Raw genomic sequence first — 20,332 nt, 5'->3', positions numbered from 1 at the left:
CGTTTTGCAAATCAGGTCTATAACATGACGGACATGGCGGAACCGTGGCCTTGGAACCACATTCCGCAAGGTCCTTCGCCTGCTCAGGAGCAGACGTCAGCGCTGGTTTTCAGCCGCTTTCCCGACAGGCGCGCGAGCCCCAACGAAATAGCCTTCCACGGCCGTCGCCACCGCATCGACCGCCTGAGCACGCCAATGCGGCGAATTCAGCAACTCGGCATCCTTCGGGCTCGACATGTAGCCGAGTTCGATCAGCACCGAGGGCACGTCGGGCGCGCTCAGCACGCGAAAGCCGGCCGAGCGGAGCGGTACCTTGTGCATCTTCACCGAGCCGCCGAGCCTCTCGACGAGATTGCGCGCGAACACCGCCGAAAAGGTCCGAGTCTCTCGCTTGGCCAGATCCATCAGGATGCCGGCGACGTCCTGCATATCCTCGCTGGCGTCGAGCCCGGCCACACTGTCGGCCTGGTTTTCCTTGGCGGCGAGCCGCGCCGCTTCCGCATCGGTCGCCCGCTCGGAGCCCGTATAGACCGTCGCGCCCCGCACCTCCTGCGCCTGCGTCAGCGAATCGGCGTGGATCGAGATGAACAGATCGGCGCCAGCGGCCCGCGCGATGCGGACGCGCTCGGCCAGAGGCACGAATCGGTCATCGTCGCGCGTCATCAGCACGCGGTAGCGCCCGCTGGCTTCGAGTTGCTCCTTCAGCTTGATGCCGAAGGCGAGCACAACGGCCTTCTCGGCGATCGACGCCACGACCGCGCCGGGATCGATGCCGCCATGGCCCGGGTCGATGACGATGGTCTGGCGGGTCTCTCCGGGCGGCTTGGCGGGGACTGGCCGAGGACTCGCCTCGGGGTCGCGCACCGAGGCTGCGGCGGCGGCCGTCTGGAACTCGGCCCGCGAGGCGCGCCGCAGCTCGATCACCAGTTCGCCGAAGCCGCCGCGAACCGGCCGCGATTCGGCCCGTACCACGACGGCCGGCTGCGCCAGGTCGATGATGATGCGCGCCTTGTCGGCCGTAAACAGCCCGAAGCGATAGGCTCCCACAAAGCCCGCGCTCTTGCGTGCGGCGGCCGGCTGAACCTGAAAATTGATCGAGGGCATATCGATGACGACGCGGTCGGGCCCCGCCAGGACCGAGGCGGTGACATCGACGGGGCGCGACAGGGCCATCGTCAGCCGCACGGTGTCGCCGGATTGCTCGAGCTTGGCGTCGGTTGCGACGGGGAACTCGCTCTGGGCGCGGCCATTGCCTTGCGCCAAGACCCCGCTTGCGAGGCCGATCCAGGCGCACAGCGTCAGGCGCAGCAATGGCGCTGCACACCGTGCCCGCAGGCCGAATCCGAAGATGAATGAGGGAGGCGTCAGGTCAATGATCCCGAGCTGTCGTCACCAAGCCTTAACCATAGCGACGCAACATCCTAACGACCGGTTACCATGGCGCGTCCGATCGGAGAACCGGCCTGCGCCGGAGGGCGGTCGATCCCCCCGCGATGTGACTTGCAAATCACTGTCACCTGTCTGTAATGGGGATGGTTGCTTTGCAAGGCCCGCCCATGGTGCGCATCCGGATCCGAGGGTCCGTCGGCGTCCGGGGCATGCCTTGGCCGGCCGGCCCATCCGGGTTTGGCGGCATCAGGTCAACCGCAACGGATCGTCCGCAGACGGCCGGAGCCAGGCGCGCGCGTTTTCAGCGCCAGGCCAACGTCTTGCGAGCGTGCAAACGCGGCGTGCTTTGTCTTTTCGACAGGTTCGCTGCAGGTCAGGACAGATGTCGGGGCATACGACGCCGCATAGTTCATCGGTGAATCGTCAATACCTGCGGGACTGCGTCGGGCTTTTGCCCCGGCCGGATTTCCCGAGCCGCCTTTCTGTCTCGATTGAACCCATCACCCTCCTGCAACATGCCGGCTTGTGCCGGCCTATGCGCGGCGCCCCTGCCCGCGGCAGCGGATTGTCGTCCGCAGCCCGGCGGGTATCGCTGGCGGCCGCGCCCATGGAAGATTCATATGGCCAACAAGATGCTTATCGATGCCACCCATCCGGAGGAGACCCGGGTCGTGGTGGTGCGCGGATCGCGTATCGAGGAATTTGATTTCGAGGCTGCGAGCCGCAAGCCGCTTCGCGGCAACATCTATCTCGCCAAGGTAACGCGCGTGGAGCCCTCGCTCCAGGCGGCCTTCGTCGAGTATGGCGGCAACCGCCACGGCTTCCTCGCCTTCTCCGAAATCCATCCCGACTACTACCAGATCCCGGTCGCCGACCGTCAGGCGCTGCTGGCCGACGAGGCCCGCGCCGACCGCGAGGACGAGCGCGACGAGGAAAAGCGCGAGAAGCGCGGCAGTGGCCGCCGCGACCGGGGCCGCAGGGGCGACCGCGACGGGCGCGCCAAGAAGGCGGCTTCCGACGACACCGTCAGCGCCGAGGTGTCGGTCGAGGGCGTCGAGACCGACGGCAAGGAAGCCGCGATGGTCAACGAGGGCGCTCCCGCCTTCGGGCAGGAGTTTGCTCCCGCGATCGCCGAATCGACCGGAGAGGACGCGGTCGAGAACGCCGCGCCGCTGACATTCGAGACGCGCAGCGACGAAAGCGAGACCTCAGAGACCGAGACCTCCGACGCGGAGGCATCGGAGTCCGAGAACGCCGAGGCACGCAGGCCTTCGGAGGACGACGACAACGGCGAGGACAGCGACGCCTCCGACGATGCCGAGCATGACGAGCCCGAGCAGCTCGGCGGCGGCGACGCGCTCGACGACATCCAGGAGCGGCCGCAGCGCCATCACCGCCGCCAGTACAAGATCCAGGAGGTGATCAAGCGCCGCCAGATCATCCTGGTCCAGGTCGTCAAGGAAGAGCGCGGCAACAAGGGCGCGGCGCTGACCACTTATCTCTCGCTCGCCGGCCGCTATTCGGTGCTGATGCCCAACACCGGCAAGGGCGGCGGTATCTCGCGCAAGATCACCAACACCGAGGATCGCAAGCGCCTCAAGGAGATCGCCGGAGAGCTCGAGGTTCCCGAGGGGATGGGCTTGATCCTGCGGACCGCGGGCGCCTCGCGGACCAAGGTCGAGATCAAGCGCGACTACGAATATCTGATGCGGATGTGGGAGAGCGTGCGCGAGCTGACGCTGGCCTCGGTCGCCCCGGCGCTGGTCTATGAGGAGGGCAACCTCGTCAAGCGCTCGATCCGCGACCTCTACAACAAGGATATCGACGAGGTTCACGTCGCCGGCGACGAGGCCTATCGCGAGGCCAAGGACTTCATGCGCATGCTCATGCCGAGCCATGCCAAGAGCGTGAAGGCCTATCGCGAGCAGACGCCTCTCTTTGCCTCCTTCGGCATCGAGAGCCAGCTTGACGCGATGTTCTCCAACAACGTCACGCTGAAGTCCGGCGGCTACATCGTCATCAACCAGACGGAAGCCCTGGTCGCCATCGACATCAACTCCGGGCGTTCGACCCGCGAGCACAATATCGAGGACACCGCCCTCAAGACCAATCTCGAAGCGGCGGAGGAAATCTCCCGCCAGCTGCGCCTGCGCGACCTCGCCGGCCTCATCGTGATCGATTTCATCGACATGGAGGAGAACCGCAACAACCGCGCCGTCGAGAAGAAGCTGAAGGATTGCCTCAAGGACGATCGTGCCCGCATCCAGGTCGGTCGGATCTCGGCTTTCGGCCTGCTCGAAATGTCGCGCCAGCGCATCCGCACCGGCGTGCTGGAGAGCTCCTCGGTCCCCTGTCCGCATTGCGCCGGCGCGGGCATGATGCGCTCCTCCTCGTCGGTCGCGCTGCAGATTCTGCGCGCCCTGGAGGAGACGCTGATCAAGAGCGCCTCGCACAATCTCACGGTCAGGACCCGTCCTGAGGTCGCGCTTTACGTGCTCAACCAGAAGCGCGCCCATCTCGCCGATCTTGAGGCGCGCTTTGCCATCGCGATCAGCGTTACGGTCGATGCCACCCTGCTCGGGATCCGCTATTTCGAGGTCGAGCGCGGCGAATTCGTCGGCAATGAAGGGCGCATCGTTCCCAGCAGCCTGAAGGCCGAGGCGATCGTCTCCGACATCGACGAGGACGCGCTCGACGCGGCCGCCGAGGCCGAGGCGCTCGACGCTGAGAACGAGACTGTCGTGGTCGTGGAGACCGACGCTGTCGCTCGCGACGCCGGCCCGCGCGAGGCCAGGGCCGAGGGCGATGGTGAGGCCCGTGGCGAAGGTGGACGCAAGCGCCGTCGTCGTCGGCGGCGGCGGCGTGGCGGCGAGCGGGACGCCAATGGCGTGCGTCTCGACGGCGGCAGCGACGAGGCCGAGGGAGAAGGTGACGACGAGGGCGATGAGGACGGTGACGAGCAGACGGGCGTTCAGCAGAATGCTGATGCCGTGCTGACGGAAGCCCCCGAGACGGCGACGCCCGTCGCCGCGGAGGCCCCTGCCGAGGAAACGGAGGCTGCTGCGGCCGAGAAGCCCAAGCGTGCTCGTCGCGGCGGCCGCAAGCCCAAGACGGCTGAGGCTGACGCAACCGCGGACGTCGTTGCCGAAGCCGTGGTGGAACCCGTCACAGCTGAAGCGGCTCCGGAGAGCGAAGCCGCTCCTGCCGAGGCCGAGAAGCCCAAGCGCAGCCGCTCGCGCAAGAAGGTCGTGCCGATCACGGAAGGCGGCGAGTCTGCCGAGCCGGTCACGGCCACTGAGGCGCCCGAAGCTCCGGTGCCTGCACCGGTCGAGGCCGCTCCCGTGGCGGAGCCCGAGCCTGCTCCGGCCCCCGCGCCGCGCGTGATCGAGGAGCCCGTTGCGGTGGTCCTGACCCCGCCCGATCCGGACCGCCCCAAGCGCGGCGGCTGGTGGAACAAGCTGGCCGGCCGAGGCTGACGAAGACGAGGCCGCTGCGGGACACCGCAGCGGCCTTTTTCTCAGGAGGGCTGGCAATGCGGCCGCCGCGTCGGTTGGAGGGCTCTATCTTGGCAGGGCTGTGCCTGATGGCCCTCGCCGGCATCGCCTGGCTGGCCTTCGGGATCGTCGGCTGGCTCGGCGTTGGCATCCTCGGACTGTTCGTGCTGTTCGTCGCAGTCCGTGTCGACCTCGAGAACGACAGGCCTGTCGGCCCGCAGATGACGCCCGGCCTCTATGCCAGCCGGTACGGCGATGAGGCGCTTGCAAGCGCTCGCGAGAAAGCAGCCCGTAGATTCGATGTCGCTGCCCTGATGTCGGCGACGCGTCTCGCGATGCTCGCCGGAGCCTGCATCACCGCCATCGGCTTCGGGATGCTGTTCCTGACGTGAATTCGCCCTACCCCGCGGCCGGCGCCAACGGGCTCGGTGGCGGCACGGCCGAGATGGCAGCCGCCGCTCCCGCCGACGCGCCGCCGTCGCCCCCGCGCACGGTGACGGCGTTCGAGGCAAACGGCACCTTCGCCTCGTTCAGCCCGCGATAGACGCGCTTCAGCGCCTCGCGCTGCAATGTCGAGGCATGCGCCGGCTTGGCCGTGAATTTCAGCCGGATGACCACTGCGCTGTCGGTGATGTCGGCCACGCCCTGCATCTTGAGCTGGGAGATGAAGTTCGGCCCGAATTCGGGATCGTCCAGCAGCGCCAGGCCAATCTTCTTGATGGTCTTGCGGGCCTGCTCGATGTCAGCCGAATGGTCGAGCCGGACGTTGAACTTGATCGTCGCCCAGTCGCGGCTCGCATTGGTCAGCGACTGGATCTGGCCGAAGGGCACGGTATGGATCTGCCCGCTCTGGTGGCGCATCTGCATCGAGCGGAGCGAGATTTTCTCGACCGTGCCCTTGAGCCGACCGGTATCGACATATTCTCCGACCCGGAAGGCATCTTCCAGCATGAAGAAGAAGCCCGAGACGATGTCGCGCACCAGCGCCTGCGAGCCGAAGGAGATCGCCAGGCCCAGGATGCCGAAGCCGGCGAGCAGCGGGCCGATGTCGACCCCGAGCCGCGACAGCACGACGAGCCCGGTCAAACCGAAGACGGAAGCCAGCACCACCCCGCGCAGCACGGGCATCACGGTCGCCAGCCGCGACGGCACGCTGGGCTCGACGGCCGCGTCCTCGTCATGGGGACCAGAGACGACGCGCTGTGGCGTATAGGCATCGAAGAAAGCGCGCAGGAAGACGATGGCGACCCAGCCAAGGAAGACCAGGGTCGCGGCACCGGCTGCCCTTTGGGTGAACGCCGCGAACTGGGCCGAGCTGACTCCAAGCAGGAAACCGGCCCACAGGCTCGCCATGACATATAGGCCGCCGACCCAGACGACGCCGCCTGCCGCCGCGCGGACTGCCGTGCCGGCCGCCAGCGTCAACGGCGGCGGGGGCGCGGCGGCCGCGCGCATCGCCTGTCGGCACGCAATCAGGCTGGTCACGCCGACCGCAACGACCGGCGCCAGCACGATGATGATCTGGGTGAGGCTGGCGGCTTCGACGAAGCGCCCGCCCCCCGACATCATCGGCGCCGCCCGCCCCACCATCCAGATCGCGATGGCACTGGCCATGTAGAACCACGGCGTGATCGCGGCCATCAGGCGCAGGCCCGGCCCCGGGACGGGGTCATAGCGCAGGACCAGCACGGTCAGGTCGCGGCGCGCATCGAAGAACCACCAGACCTTGAACAGCGTGATCGCCGTGCTGGTGAGCGCCACCAGCCCGGCCAGCCCCTGCCGGCTGCTCGCGACCTCCTGGAGCACCAGTGCGCTGGTGACGGCGATCGGGGTAACGACAGCGTAAACCGTCAGGATCCAGAAATGCCGGTCGGCGCGCGGCAGCGGCAACAGCCGCCGAACTGGCGCGCCCGGGGCCAGGAGAAAGCGCCCGACGGCGATATAGGTCGCGCCGATCGCCGCGCCGTTCGCCGCGGTCCGGAAGGTCGACATGGCGAGGTCCGTGTCGGGCAGCCAGAACACCCGCGTCAGCCGCGCCAGAGCCAGCGCAAGCGCGATGCAGGCGAGGTCCTGCAGCAACCCGTAACCCGAGACGACGAGGCGCGCGGTGAATTCAGGCCCGGCCGGCTCCAGTCGCCGCGCAAACCAGCCAGCGGTCGCGAGGCGAAAGATCACCACGCCGGCCAGCGCGACCGCGACGGCCGCGAGGATGCGCACACCGGCCGAGGGCCCAGTCGCCCCGTTTCGGTTTGTGGCCCAGGCCCGGCCCCAATCGCTCGGCAGATCCACGACATGTGGAATGGCCGCGTTGCCATGGTCGAAGCCTTCGACGAAATGGTCCCAGATCGCCTCGACGCCCGACTCGGTCGATGACGCCGACGCGCCGGCCGATGCAGGCGGCGACGCAGGCGATGCGATGGAGGGCGAAGGCGCCAGGGCAGCCCCGGCGCCACCCAGCCTGATCTCGACCCTGCGGCCGCCGGCGGAGAGCGAATCGACCAGCTTGCGGATGGTTTCGGGCGTCTCGTCGCCGCGTAGCGTCAGCGTCACCGGCATATCGGTCTGCGCCTTCGTCGGACCGGGCGCCAGCCAGCACAGCGCCAACAGGACCACGCCAGCGAGCGATCGCACCATGCCCGGTCGCACCGCCTGCCGAACCGCGTTTTGCACCATTATTCCCGCCCGATTCCGTCGCGACCCCGTTGCCGCCCGGCGAGACAATGACGGTGACGCAACGTCCTTTGCAAGGGTATGCGCGGGACGCCTCTCAGCGGCGCTTCAGCCAGCCGCCGAGCCTCGACACGGCGTCCTCGCACTCCGCCAACGAGCCCGCGAAGGAGAGCCTGACCGTGCGTGCGCCCCGGCTCTCGTCGAAGTCGAGCCCCGGGGTGATCGCGACGCCGGCCTCGTTGAGAATATCGCGGCAAAATGCCATGGAATCATTGGAATAGCGGCCCATGTCGCAATAGATGTAGAACGCGCCGTCGACGGGCAGGAAGTCGCCCAGCCCGATCTCCGGCAGTGCCTTCAGCAGATAGGCGCGGTTCTCCGCATAGCCGGCCTTGATCACCTCGCATTCGGCTGTCGCCTCGAAGGCCGCCTCGCCCGCGACCTGGCTGAGATAGGGCACGGAGATCGACAAATTCTGCTGCAGCCTCTCGATCGTCCGGACCAGCCGCTGCGGCACGATCAGCCAGCCGACACGCCAGCCGGTCATGCAGTAGTATTTCGAGAAGGAGTTGACGATGATCGCGTCTGGGTCGGCGGAAAGCGCCGTCGTCGCCGGCTGGTCGTAGGTCAGCCCGTGATAGATCTCGTCGGAGATGTACCAGAGCCCCAGCCGACGGCATTCCGCCGCGACCGCCGCGATTGCATCTGGCGCCATGACCACGCCGGTCGGGTTCGCCGGGCTCATCGTCAGCACGCCGGCCAGCGGCTTGTCGCGATGCGCGCGGGCGATCAGCTCCGGCGTCAGCGCGAAACGCGTCTCGGGGCCGACCTCGATCGCCACGGGCTCGAAGCCGAGCGCAATCAGGATGTTGCGATAGGCCGGATAGCCCGGAGCCGTGATCGCGATGCGTGCGCCCGGCTGGAAACAGGCCAGGAAGGCCAGGATGAATCCGCCTGACGAGCCCGTCGTGACGACCACGCGCTCGGCCGCCACATCGACGCCGTAAGCATCCCGATAATGCCTGGCGATGCGAGAGCGTAGCGAATCCGTGCCCAGAGCCTGGGTGTATCCGATCCGGCCATGATCCAGCGCCCGCGCCGCGGCGGCGCGGATCGAGCCCGGCGTCGGCGCCGAGGGTTGGCCGACCTCCATATGGACGACGCTGCCGCCAGCGCGCTCGATCGCTGCCGCCTGGTTCATCACGTCCATGACGATGAAGGGCTGTACGCGCGCGACGCGCTGCGCCGGCTGGAGATGCTCCTGCGGCGCAAGCGCGGGCTTCGGATCTGGGTGTGGCATCGCTTCGTCCGCATGGGGCCTATCTGCCCGCGGGCGTAGCCGACCCTTCATCGGCCCGCAACCGATGGCAAAGCTGTGAATTGACCGCTGCCGCATGACGGCCGAGAAGCTGAGGCAGACATTGCGGCAGACGCCGCGCCTCCGGCCGCGGGGCCGGAACCGAAAAGGATGACGACATGCTTTCCCCCACCCTGCCCCGCCGGCTCGGCATCCTGCTGCGGCCGCTAGGCCTGGCGCTCTGCCTCTGCTTCGCCGCGGCGACGACGCCCGTGCTGGCTCAGGCTCCGGCACCGGGGCTGACGCCGGAGCAGCGAGCCGCGGTGGTCGCGCTGATTCGCGAAACCCTGCTGCAGAACCCCGAGCTGATCCAGGAGGCGATGGTCGAGCTTGAGCGTCGCAACACGGTCGCCCAGGCCGAGGCGCAACGCAGCGCCGTTACCGCGGAAAAGGCCAGCCTGATCGATCCGGCGACGTCGGCCATCTTGGGCAACCCGCAGGGCGACGTCACCATCGTCGAGTTCATGGATTACAATTGCGGCTTTTGCAAAAGGGCGCTGGAGGATGTCCGCGCACTGGCCAAGGAAGACCCCAAGCTCAAGGTCGTGATCAAGGACTTCCCGATCCTCGGCCCCGATTCGGTCGAGGCCAGCCGGGTCGCGGTCGCGGCAATGACCCAGCTCCAGGGCGCGAAATATTTCGATTTCCACGACAAGCTGATGGCCACGAAAGGCCGCGTCAACGGCGCCAAGGCGCTCGAAATTGCGAAAGAATCGGGCGCCGACATCGAGCGCCTGAAGAAGGACATGGGCTCGGCGCAGACCAAGGCGGTGATCGAGGGCACGGTCGCGCTCGGGGACAGGCTCGGCCTCACGGGAACGCCCGCCTTCATTGTCGGCGACGAGGTGGTCTTTGGCGCAGTCGGCGTGCCCGTACTGAAGCAGAAGATCGACTCCGTGCGCAAATGCGGCAAGGCGACCTGCAGCGGCTGAGGCTCCCGCATCATGCTCGGAAACGCACCCGGGCATGACGCGAAACCTCGCTCAGGCTTCCCCTGCCGGCCCGTAGCGTCTATGAGGGCGGCGTCTGCCGCCCCGCGCGGCGCTGGAATCAACGCGCGCCATGGTCGCCGTCCACGTTCTCAATGGTCCCAATCTCAATCTCCTCGGCACCCGCGAGCCCGCGACCTATGGCGCGGTTACGCTGGCCGGCGTCGAGGAGCGTCTGAAGGCCAAGGCGACCGCCGCCGGCGTCGAGCTCTCGTTCAAGCAGACCAACTATGAAGGCGAACTCGTCACCTTCATCCAGCAGGCGGGCCTGAGCGGAGCGGGCGTCATCATCAACGCCGGCGCCTACACCCACACCTCGGTTGCGCTGCGCGACGCGATCAAGGGGACCGAGGCGCTTGCGATCGAGGTCCATGTCTCGAATGTCCATGCCCGCGAGGACTTCCGGCATCATTCCTATATGGCGCCGGTCTGCGTGGGCGTGATCTGCGGCTTCGGTGTCGCGAGCTACGACCTTGCTTTCGACGCGATCGTTCCGCTTCTGCAGAAGCGGGTGGCCAAACCGGCGGGCTGACCCGCATCTCTCATCCCCGGCGGCGCTCCCCGCGCCCCACTCAAGACCACGAAGACGGTGAATCCGCCATGGCGACCAAAAGCCCCATCGACCCCGAACTGGTCCGCGAACTCGCGCAGCTCCTGAACGAGACCGACCTCACCGAGATCGAGGTGGAGAAGGGCGATCTGCGCGTCCGCGTCGCCCGCACGATCACCGCGACCGTGCAGGTTCCCGCAGCCGCCCCGGCCCTGGCCGCCGCTCCCGCTCCTGTTCTCGCCGCTGCGGTCGACGCCAAGTCCGCCGCCGCCCATCCCGGCACTGTGCCCTCCCCGATGGTCGGCACCGCCTATCGCCGGCCTTCGCCCGACGCCAAGCCCTTCGTCGAGATCGGCTCGGTGGTGAAGGCGGGCGAGCGCGTGCTGCTGGTCGAGGCGATGAAGACCTTCAACGACATCGTCGCCCCCCGCGCCGGCACGGTCGTCGCAATCATGGTCGAGGATGGGCAGCCCGTCGAATATGGCGAGCCGCTTCTGGTGATCGAGTGACCGGACCGGCGAGCGGCGAACCGAAAATGTTCGACAAGATCCTGATCGCCAACCGGGGAGAGATCGCGCTGCGCGTGCTGCGCGCGGCGAAGGAACTCGGCATCGCCACCGTCGCGGTGCACTCCACCGCCGATGCCAACGCCATGCATGTGCGACTTGCGGATGAGAGCGTCTGCATCGGCCCTCCGAGCGCGCGCGAGAGCTATCTCAACATCCCCGCCCTGATCGCGGCTTGCGAGATCACCGGGGCCGACGCGGTCCATCCCGGCTACGGATTTCTCTCGGAGAACGCCCGCTTCGCCGAGATCCTCGACCGGCACAACATCACCTTCATCGGCCCCAAGGCCGAGCATATCCGCTCGATGGGCGACAAGATCGAGGCCAAGCGCACCGCCAAGGCGCTCGGCATCCCCTGCGTGCCCGGATCCGAGGGCGGCGTCACCGATGATGGCGAGGCGCTGAAGATCGCAGCCGAGATCGGCTTCCCCGTCATCATCAAGGCGGCATCCGGCGGCGGCGGCAAGGGCATGAAGGTCGTGCGCAGCGAGGACGAGATGTCGGTTGCGCTCTCGACCGCGCGCACCGAGGCCAAGGCCAATTTCGGCGATGACGCGGTCTATATCGAGAAATATCTCGAAAAGCCGCGCCATATCGAGATCCAGGTCCTGGGCGACGGCCGGGGCCACGCGATCCATCTCGGCGAGCGCGACTGCTCGCTGCAGCGCCGCCACCAGAAGGTCTGGGAGGAAGGTCCCTCGCCCGCGCTGAACGCAGGCGAGCGCGACAGGATCGGCAAGATCTGCGCCGAGGCCATGTCCAAGCTACAATATCGCGGCGCCGGCACGATCGAGTTCCTCTACGAGGAGGGCGAGTTCTATTTCATCGAGATGAACACGCGCATCCAGGTCGAGCATCCGGTCACCGAGATGATCACCGGCATCGACCTCGTCAACGAGCAGATCCGGATCGCGGCCGGCGCGCCGCTCTCGATCCAGCAGAAGGACGTCGTCATCGAGGGCCACGCCATCGAGTGCCGCGTCAATGCCGAGCATCACGCGACCTTCCGCCCTTCGCCGGGCAAGATCGCCTCGTTCCATACGCCGGGCGGCCTCGGCGTCCGCGTCGATTCGGCGGCCTATCAGGGCTACACGATCCCGCCGCACTACGATTCGCTCGTCGGCAAGCTGATCGTGCATGGCCGCAACCGGGCCGAATGCCTGATGCGCCTGCGCCGCTCGCTCGACGAGTTCGTCGTCGACGGCGTCGACACGACCCTGCCGCTGTTCCGCACGCTCGTGCGCAACCCCGACATCCTGAACGGCGACTACAACATCCACTGGCTGGAGAAATTCCTGGCCGCCGGTGGCATGGACGAAGCCAGCGAGGGCTGAGCCGCTTCCGTCATGGTCGGGCTTGACCCGGCCATCTCGTGCAGGAATGCGCCGTCTCGTCCTGAGATGGTCGCGTGAAGCCCGACCATGACGCGGCGCCTTCCGTGTTTGACTCCCGCCCTGTCCCGCGCTCCCCTGCCGCCATGAAGGCCCGTTCCATTCCCGTCCGCACGCCCGAGATCACCCCGGAGATCATGCTGCGCGCCTATGCCGCCGGCATCTTCCCGATGGCGGAGGCGGCGGATGATCCCAACCTGTTCTGGGTCGAGCCTGAGTTGCGCGGCGTCATCCCGCTCGACCGATTCCATCTGTCCTCGCGGCTTGCCCGCACGGTGCGCTCGGACCGCTTCGAGATCAGGGTCGATACGGCCTTCGAGGCGGTCATCGCTGCCTGTGCCGAGGCAAGGGACGACCGGCCCGACACCTGGATCAACAGCCGCATCCGCGAGGTCTTCGGAGCCCTGTTCGCGCTCGGCCACGTCCACACGGTCGAATGCTGGCAGGACGACCGCCTGGTCGGCGGGCTCTACGGCATGTCGCTGGGCGGCGCCTTCTTCGGCGAAAGCATGTTCCACCGGCAGACCGACGCCTCGAAGGTCGCGCTGGTCCATCTCGTCGCCCGGCTCAGGCATGGCGGCTACCGCTTGCTCGACGCGCAGTTCCAGACGACGCATCTCGCGCAGTTCGGCACGCAGGAGGTCCCGCGCGCGGCCTATCAGGGCCTGCTGGAGCAGGCGATCGCGGTGCCTGCCAACTGGCGCGCCTGGCCACCGGGACAGTATGTCAGCGGGTCTGAGGCGCTGGCGGCGCTCGCAAGCGCCTGAGTTTCCAGGCTCAGTTGCTCCCGGCGGGATCGCGGCCCGGTGCCGGGTTCGTCGGGAAATAGCGCTGGCGCGGCGCCTGGGCCGGCGCCACCGGCACGCCCCGCGGCGGCTGGACATCGATGCGCTGGCCTGGCGGCGTCAGACCGTCGTCGCGCCCGCCTTGCAGGCCGGGCTGCTGGTTCACATCACGCGCCGGGGCTGCGCGCGGCCGGCGAGGCTCTTCCGCGACCGGCGCCTCCGGCTCCTTGGGATCGACCACCAGCTCAGTGCCGCCTTTGCAGTCGGTCAACCAGACGTCATAGATCGCGTGTTCGACACCATGCAGACCCGGGCTCGACGCATACATCCAGCCGGTGAAGATGCGCCGGTACTCGTTATTGAAGGTGACCTCGTCGACCTCGGTAAAGGTCGTGGTCTGCGGCGCCTCAGTCGGCGGCCGCGTCCAGCAGACGCGCGGCGTCAACTGCAAGGCGCCGAACTGAACGGTCTCGTCGACCGCGACCTCGAACGAAATGATCCGGCCGGTGATCTTGTCGAGCCCGGCGAAGACCGCCGTCGGGTTACGGATCCGGTCGGCGGCAGCGGGGCCGGACAGGGCGAGCGACAGGAGCGTGGTCGAGACCAGGCCGGCCAGGACCGGAAAGCGATGGGGCGACGGCATGGCAGCTTTGCGAATCTCTGCGAGGGCGCGGGCGAGCCGCGACGGGCGGCATTAACACGTCAATCGCAGCGGAAAAAGGGCGCGTGTTCGCACGGCTCACGCAGCCGGCAGCGTCTCAACGGCGTGGCCGGGCGGTAGGGCGTCGGCCTTCGCCGGTTCCGACATGAAGACCAGCAGCACGATCAATCCAATGCCGGCGGCCGCGCCGAGGAACAGGAAGGCCGCGCTGTATCCAGCACCGACGACGATCGCGCCGGCGACCGACGTGCTCAGCGCCCCGCCGATACCCTGGGCGGTCGCAATCGCTCCCTGGCTGACGTTGAAATGTCCAGTGCCACGCGTCAGGTCTGCGACGATCAGCGGAAACAGCGCACCGAAGATGCCGGCCCCAACGCCGTCGAGCAGCTGCACGCTCACGAGCCAATAAGGATCGTCGGACAGCGGATACAGCAGGCCGCGGATGCACAGCACGGCCAGCGCCACGGCAAAGATCGGCTTGCGACCCCAGATGTCGGCCTTGGCGCCCACGATCAGCGCGACCGGCACCATGACCAGCTGCGCCGCGACGATGCAGGCCGACATCAGCGTGGTGGCGAGTTCGGGATTGGCCAGCGCCAGCTTCTGCCCGACCAGCGGCAGCATCGCTGCGTTGGCGAAGTGGAACAGCGTCGTCGAGACCGCGAAGACGAGCAGCGGCGGGTTGGCGAGCAGCACCCCCAGGCCCGACGGCTTGGCGGCATCGTCCTGCGTCTTGCCGTGCAAGCCGCGCGCGACGTCATGGTCGATCGCGTCGGCGGGAACGCTCAATGTGGCCACGATGCTGGCAAGCGCCATGCCCGCCATCAGCCAGAACACGGCGATGGGGCCGAACCCGTAGGCAAAACCGCCCGCCAGCAGCGCGGCCGTGGCATTGCCGGCATGGTTGAAAGCCTCGTTGCGCCCGATCCGGCGCGCGAACGCCTTGGGCCCGACGATCCCGAGCGTCACCGCGGCAATCGCAGGCGGGAACACCGCTCCCGCCACGCCCGACAATGCTTGAAGGATCGCGACAGGTGCAAGGCTCGGGAACACCGGGATGGCCAGGGAGGAGATCGTGATGGCCAGCGCAGCTGCGATCAGGATGGCGCGCTTGGCGCGGGTCGCATCGATCAGCGCTCCGGCGGGCGTCTGGGCGATGATTCCGGCGATGCCCGCCGCCGACAGGGTGAAGCCGATCGAGGCCTCATCCCATTTCTGCACAGTCAGCAGATAGATCGCGAGATAGGGCCCAAGCCCGTCTCGCACATCGGCCAGGAAGAAGTTGAGCGCGTCGAGCGGGACGCGGGCGGAGCCTGCACGATCTGTCTTCACGAAACGTGGCCCTGCCAATGACGCCGATCAACGGCAGGGCGCTGGGGAAGTTCCGGGTGCCGCTACGCGAAACGAAAAGCCGGCGGCGCATGTTGCGCCACCGGCCGAACAGAACGAAATCGGGAGCCGCGGAGCGGCTTAGCGGCCGGGCGTCCAGGCTTCGTAGTCACCCGTCGCCGCCGGGCGCTCGCCCTCGGCCAGCGTCGAGCCTTTGGGCCGGTAGGCCAGCGCCGTGCCGGTCCAATTCTGCTGATGCGGCTGCTGCCATTCGCGCGGCTCGTAGCGTTCCTCGGAGGGCGCGACGTCGACGGTGTGATGCAGCCAGCCGTTCCAGCCGGGCGGGATTTTCGAGGCTTCCGTGTCGCCGTTATAGACGACCCAGCGGCGCTGGATGCCGAGCGCCTTGTCCTTCACCCCACCCTTGGTGCGGTAATAGACATTGCCGGACTCGTCTTGGCCGACGCGCTCGCCGAAGCGCCAGGTGTGGAAGCGCGTGCCGATGGTCTGGCCGTTCCACCAGGTGAAGATCTGCAGCAGCCAGGGTTTCATGGGAATGCGCCTGTCGCGATCGGTTTTGTCTGCGCGACTTATGAAGAGGCGTGGCCGCGCTGTCCAGCCCGCGGGCAGCAGCACGGTACTGGCAGCGCAGGAAACACGACCGCCACGATTCGGCCTCGATTCGAATGAGGCAGTCCACAGCCGACCGATGGCCCGTCACCGCATGGTTTCAAGTACTTGTCCTCGCCGGCGCAGACGCAGCCTTCGGAGCCATCTGCCAGGCCGGCCCCAGCGACGTTCTGTTAACCCTGATCGCCGGCATTTGAGGGATTTATTCGGGCTGCGATTGTGGCAATCTCGCAGCACTCGCGGATTCCGCCCGTGATTCCCAAGGCTTAGCCGGGACCGCCAAAGTTATCCCCGCTACTCACACAGACCCACCAGATGTCGTGCCCACAGGTTCTGCATGGCACTAATCCTTGACGCCCAAGGGGGGCTGGGTTAGGTTTTGACAGTCGCGTGACGGCCGGCGGAAACGCCATCGACACCCGCAAAAGAGTTCCCAGAGGGGTCGAGGCGATCACCACGCGGCACGCCGGAAACGGCGGCAGCGAGCGGCCGCCTGCGGATCGTTCTGGAAGCAACCGGACGAATCGAGGCGGGGGGTACAAACGCCGAGACGTCCATGGGGCATCACACCGAGTTGGGCTGAACCAGGAGCCGGTGATCAACCGGCCGCGCGAGGCATGTCGCCCGCGGCAAGCATTGGGATGACGGATCATGCGCATCGAGCGCCGCTACACCTCAGCCGGCCAGTCGCCTTACGCCGCGATTCCCTTCCGATCCGCCGTCAGTGAGATCCGCAACCCCGACGGCTCGATCGTGTTTCGCCTGGAAGGCATTGAGGTGCCCGAATCCTGGTCGCAGGTTGCCAGCGACGTGCTCGCGCAGAAGTATTTCCGCAAGGCCGGTGTCCCCGCGGCCTTAAAGAAGGTCAAGGAGAACGACGTTCCCTCCTTCCTCTGGCGCTGCGTGCCCGACGAGGCGGCGCTGGCCAAGCTCCCGGAAGGTGAGCGCTACGGTTCCGAGATCTCCTCCAAGCAGGTGTTCGATCGGCTCGCGGGCTGCTGGACCTATTGGGGCTGGAAGGGCGGCTACTTCACGTCCGAGGAGGACGCGCAGGCCTTCCATGACGAGCTGCGCTTCATGCTCGCCACCCAGCGCGTCGCGCCGAACTCGCCGCAATGGTTCAACACCGGTCTGCACTGGGCCTACGGCATCGACGGCCCGAGCCAGGGCCATTTCTACGTCGACTACAAGACCGGCAAGCTCACCAAGTCGAAGTCGAGCTACGAGCATCCCCAGCCGCATGCCTGCTTCATCCAGGGCGTGCAGGACGACCTCGTCAACGAGGGCGGCATCATGGATCTCTGGGTCCGTGAAGCCCGCTTGTTCAAGTATGGCTCGGGCACCGGCTCGAACTTCTCGATGCTGCGCGGCGAAGGCGAGAAGCTCGCCGGCGGCGGCCGCTCGTCGGGCCTGATGTCCTTCCTCAAGATCGGCGACCGCGCGGCCGGCGCCATCAAGTCGGGCGGCACCACGCGCCGCGCCGCCAAGATGGTCGTGGTCGATGTCGACCACCCCGATATCGAGACCTATATCGACTGGAAGGTGAAGGAGGAGCAGAAGGTCGCGGCTCTCGTCACGGGCTCCAAGACCGTCCAGAAGCATATGAAGGCCGTGCTCAAGGCCTGCGTGAACTGTGAAGGCGAAGGCGATTCCTGCTTCGATCCCGAGAAGAACCCGGCGCTGAAGCGCGAGGTCAAGCTCGCCCGCAAGGCGATGGTGCCCGACAACTACATCAAGCGCGTGATGCAGTTCGCCAAGCAGGGCTACACCGACATCAAGTTCGACATCTATGACACCGACTGGGATTCGGAGGCCTATCTCACCGTCTCCGGCCAGAACTCGAACAACTCGGTCTCGCTGACCGACGATTTTTTGCGCGCCGTGGAGGCGGATGGCGACTGGAACCTGACCGGCCGCACCACCGGCAAGGTGATGAAGACGCTCAAGGCCCGCGACCTCTGGGAGAAGATCGGCTTCGCCGCCTGGGCTTCGGCCGATCCGGGCCTGCACTTCAACACGACGATGAACGACTGGCACACCTGCAAGGCGTCGGGCCGCATCCGCGCGTCCAATCCCTGCTCGGAGTACATGTTCCTCGACGACACCGCCTGCAACCTGGCCTCGGCCAACCTCCTGCAGTTCTACGACAACGAGACCAAGGCCTTCGACGTCGCGGCCTATGAGCATCTCTGCCGGCTCTGGACCGTCGTGCTCGAAATCTCGGTGACGATGGCGCAGTTCCCCTCGAAGGAAATCGCCGAACTCTCCTACGAGTACCGCACGCTGGGCCTCGGCTACGCCAATATCGGCGGCCTCCTGATGACCATGGGTCTCGGCTACGATTCCGACGAGGGCCGCGCTTTGGCTGGCGCCCTCACCGCGATCATGACCGGCGTCTCCTATGCGACCTCGGCCGAGATGGCGGGCGAGCTGGGCCCCTTCCCCGGCTACAAGAAGAACGCAGCCCATATGCTGCGCGTCATCCGCAACCACCGCACCGCCGCCCACGGCATGGCCACCGGCTATGAGGGCCTCGAGGTCACGCCAGTTCCCCTCGACCATGGTACGCTCGCCCGCCTCGGCGGCTCCTCGACGCTGATGTCCGAGCGCGCCCGCATCGCCTGGGACAATGCGCTCGCGCTCGGCGAGACGCATGGCTACCGCAATGCCCAGGCGACCGTGATCGCGCCGACCGGCACGATCGGCCTCGTCATGGATTGCGACACCACCGGCATCGAGCCCGACTTCGCCCTGGTGAAGTTCAAGAAGCTCGCCGGCGGCGGCTACTGGAAGATCATCAACCGCGCCGTGCCCGACGCGCTGCGCGCGCTGGGCTACCGCGAGCATGAGATCGCCGAGATCGAGGCCTATGCGGTGGGCCACGGCACGCTGGCGCAGTCGCCCGGCATCAACCACTCCTCGCTGCGGGCGCGCGGCTTCGGCCAGGACAAGATCGACGCGATCGAGAAGGACCTCAAGGCCGCCTTCGACATCAAGTTCGTCTTCAACAAATGGACGCTGGGCGAGGATTTCCTCGTCAACACGCTGAAGGTCCCGGCCGAGAAGCTCAACGATCCCGCGTTCGAGGTGCTGCCGTTTCTTGGGTTCTCGAAGGCCGAGATCGAGGCCGCCAACGTCCATGTCTGCGGTGCGATGACCCTGGAAGGCGCGCCGCACCTGAAGATCGAGCACTACAACGTCTTCGACTGCGCCAACCCCTGCGGGCGCATCGGCAAGCGCTATCTCTCGGTCGAGAGCCATATCCGGATGATGGCGGCGGCCCAGCCCTTCATCTCGGGCGCGATCTCCAAGACCATCAACATGCCCAACGACGCCACCGTCGAGGACTGCAAGAGCGCCTATATGCTCTCCTGGAAGCTGGCGCTGAAGGCGAATGCCCTCTATCGCGACGGCTCCAAGCTCTCCCAGCCGCTCAACTCGGCCCTGATCGCCGACGAGGACGACGAGGAGGATGCGGTCGAGGCGCATTACCAGCAGCCGATGGCGGCCCGCACGACGCAGCTCACCGAGAAGATCGTCGAGCGCATCGTCGAGAAGGTCGTCCGCGAGCGCGAGAAGATGCCCTCCCGCCGCACCGGCTACATCCAGAAGGCGGTCGTCGGCGGCCACAAGGTCTATGTCCACACCGGCGAATATGCCGATGGGCGGCTCGGCGAAATCTTCATCGACATGCACAAGGAGGGCGCTGCCTTCCGTGCGATGATGAACAACTTCGCGATCGCGGTGTCGCTCGGCCTGCAATATGGCGTGCCGCTGGAGGAGTATGTCGAGGCCTTCACCTTCACGCGCTTCGAGCCGTCTGGCTTCGTGCAGGGCAACCAGTCGATCAAGAACGCCACCTCGATCCTCGATTATGTCTTCCGCGAGCTGGCGATCTCCTATCTCGGTCGGCACGACCTCGCTCATATCGATCCGAGCGAAATCGGCCATGACGTGATCGGCGGCGGCGTCGGCCAGGACAAGGCGCCCGAAACCGTGACGCCGATCACCACGAGCCCGCTGGCCTCGACCGGCTTTCGCCGCGGCAAGCCGATGAACTTCCACGCCATCCAGGGCGGCGGCGGCTTCGCTGTCGGTACCGAGACGGTGGCGCGCGGCGGCGCGACGGTGACCTCATTGATCACCACGAGCCCGACCGCGCTCAAGGAGGAACCTGAAGCTTACGGCGAAGCCGAGATGGCCAAGCTCGGCTTCTCGGCCCCGGCCGCCCAGCCCAGCGCAACCGAGCGCCGCGCCGAGGCGATCATGAAGGGCTATGTCGGCGACAGCTGCGGCGAGTGCGGGAATTTCACGCTGGTAAGGAACGGCACGTGCTTGAAGTGCAACACCTGTGGAAGCACAACTGGCTGTTCCTGATATGCCGACTTGATGATTGGTGGCGACGGCAAATTGGCTCGTCACTCGGAAGGGCGCGAATTTTCGAAAAACAGACGACTAATCAGCTAGTTATCTGAGATTTCGCGATTAGCGCGGCAATTCAGACTGTCACGAATGACTATT

At 66.8% G+C, this 20,332-nt stretch carries 14 protein-coding genes; 8 read left to right on the top strand and 6 right to left on the bottom strand.

Annotated elements, in window-relative coordinates; translation table 11 throughout:
* Positions 1-96: 96 nt before the first annotated feature.
* Positions 97-1,311: an N-acetylmuramoyl-L-alanine amidase gene (locus AE618_RS22435; RefSeq protein WP_054211306.1), complete on the bottom strand. Its 1,215-nt coding sequence runs from the start codon at positions 1,309-1,311 to the stop codon at positions 97-99.
* Positions 1,312-2,009: 698 nt separating this feature from the next.
* Here AE618_RS22435 and AE618_RS22430 point away from each other — a divergent pair.
* On the top strand, positions 2,010-4,865 hold the full coding sequence (locus AE618_RS22430) for an Rne/Rng family ribonuclease (protein ID WP_054211305.1): 2,856 nt from the start codon (positions 2,010-2,012) through the stop codon (positions 4,863-4,865).
* A gap of 107 nt (positions 4,866-4,972) precedes the next feature.
* A complete protein-coding gene (locus AE618_RS22425; protein WP_054211304.1) occupies positions 4,973-5,275 on the top strand; it encodes a hypothetical protein in 303 nt (100 codons plus the stop codon).
* 7 nt (positions 5,276-5,282) lie between these two features.
* On the opposite strand, the gene AE618_RS22420 is transcribed toward AE618_RS22425, so the two are convergent.
* Positions 5,283-7,517, bottom strand: a complete 2,235-nt coding sequence (locus AE618_RS22420; RefSeq protein WP_054211303.1) for a mechanosensitive ion channel family protein — start codon at positions 7,515-7,517, stop codon at positions 5,283-5,285.
* Positions 7,518-7,650: 133 nt separating this feature from the next.
* The gene (locus AE618_RS22415; RefSeq protein ID WP_054211302.1) at positions 7,651-8,853 is read right to left on the bottom strand and encodes a pyridoxal phosphate-dependent aminotransferase; all 1,203 of its coding nucleotides are present in this window, start codon (positions 8,851-8,853) and stop codon (positions 7,651-7,653) included.
* 176 nt (positions 8,854-9,029) lie between these two features.
* Between AE618_RS22415 and AE618_RS22410 the strand changes: the two genes are divergently transcribed.
* The 5 genes from AE618_RS22410 to aat all read left to right on the top strand — a co-directional run bounded on the left by AE618_RS22410 (position 9,030) and on the right by aat (position 13,173).
* Complete coding sequence (locus AE618_RS22410) at positions 9,030-9,842, top strand: DsbA family protein (protein WP_054211301.1); 813 nt, start codon at positions 9,030-9,032, stop codon at positions 9,840-9,842.
* A 130-nt stretch (positions 9,843-9,972) separates the two neighbouring features.
* Positions 9,973-10,431 (top strand): type II 3-dehydroquinate dehydratase, encoded by a 459-nt coding sequence (gene aroQ / locus AE618_RS22405; RefSeq protein ID WP_054211300.1) that lies wholly within the window; start codon positions 9,973-9,975, stop codon positions 10,429-10,431.
* A gap of 68 nt (positions 10,432-10,499) precedes the next feature.
* Positions 10,500-10,958 carry an acetyl-CoA carboxylase biotin carboxyl carrier protein gene (accB, locus tag AE618_RS22400; protein WP_054211299.1) on the top strand — a complete coding sequence of 153 codons (459 nt, stop codon included), beginning with the start codon at positions 10,500-10,502 and terminating at the stop codon, positions 10,956-10,958.
* 26 nt (positions 10,959-10,984) lie between these two features.
* Positions 10,985-12,349 carry an acetyl-CoA carboxylase biotin carboxylase subunit gene (gene accC, locus AE618_RS22395; protein ID WP_054211298.1) on the top strand — a complete coding sequence of 455 codons (1,365 nt, stop codon included), beginning with the start codon at positions 10,985-10,987 and terminating at the stop codon, positions 12,347-12,349.
* A gap of 143 nt (positions 12,350-12,492) precedes the next feature.
* On the top strand, positions 12,493-13,173 hold the full coding sequence (aat, locus tag AE618_RS22390; protein WP_054211297.1) for a leucyl/phenylalanyl-tRNA--protein transferase: 681 nt from the start codon (positions 12,493-12,495) through the stop codon (positions 13,171-13,173).
* 10 nt (positions 13,174-13,183) lie between these two features.
* Here the strand turns inward: aat and AE618_RS22385 are convergent, their stop codons facing one another.
* The 3 genes from AE618_RS22385 to AE618_RS22375 form a co-directional block, all read right to left on the bottom strand.
* On the bottom strand, positions 13,184-13,834 hold the full coding sequence (locus AE618_RS22385; RefSeq protein ID WP_054211296.1) for a DUF2155 domain-containing protein: 651 nt from the start codon (positions 13,832-13,834) through the stop codon (positions 13,184-13,186).
* Between the two features lie 96 nt (positions 13,835-13,930).
* Positions 13,931-15,184, bottom strand: coding sequence for an MFS transporter (locus AE618_RS22380; protein ID WP_054211295.1), 1,254 nt, complete (start codon positions 15,182-15,184; stop codon positions 13,931-13,933).
* Between the two features lie 138 nt (positions 15,185-15,322).
* On the bottom strand, positions 15,323-15,733 hold the full coding sequence (locus AE618_RS22375; RefSeq protein ID WP_054211294.1) for an NADH:ubiquinone oxidoreductase subunit NDUFA12: 411 nt from the start codon (positions 15,731-15,733) through the stop codon (positions 15,323-15,325).
* A 729-nt stretch (positions 15,734-16,462) separates the two neighbouring features.
* Here AE618_RS22375 and AE618_RS22370 point away from each other — a divergent pair.
* Positions 16,463-20,188: a vitamin B12-dependent ribonucleotide reductase gene (locus AE618_RS22370; protein ID WP_054211293.1), complete on the top strand. Its 3,726-nt coding sequence runs from the start codon at positions 16,463-16,465 to the stop codon at positions 20,186-20,188.
* Positions 20,189-20,332: the final 144 nt, after the last annotated feature.

Source organism: Allobosea vaviloviae (assembly GCF_001298265.1).
Classification (GTDB): Bacteria; Pseudomonadota; Alphaproteobacteria; order Rhizobiales; family Beijerinckiaceae; genus Allobosea; species Allobosea vaviloviae_B.
This window is presented reverse-complemented; position numbering and strand designations above follow the sequence as displayed.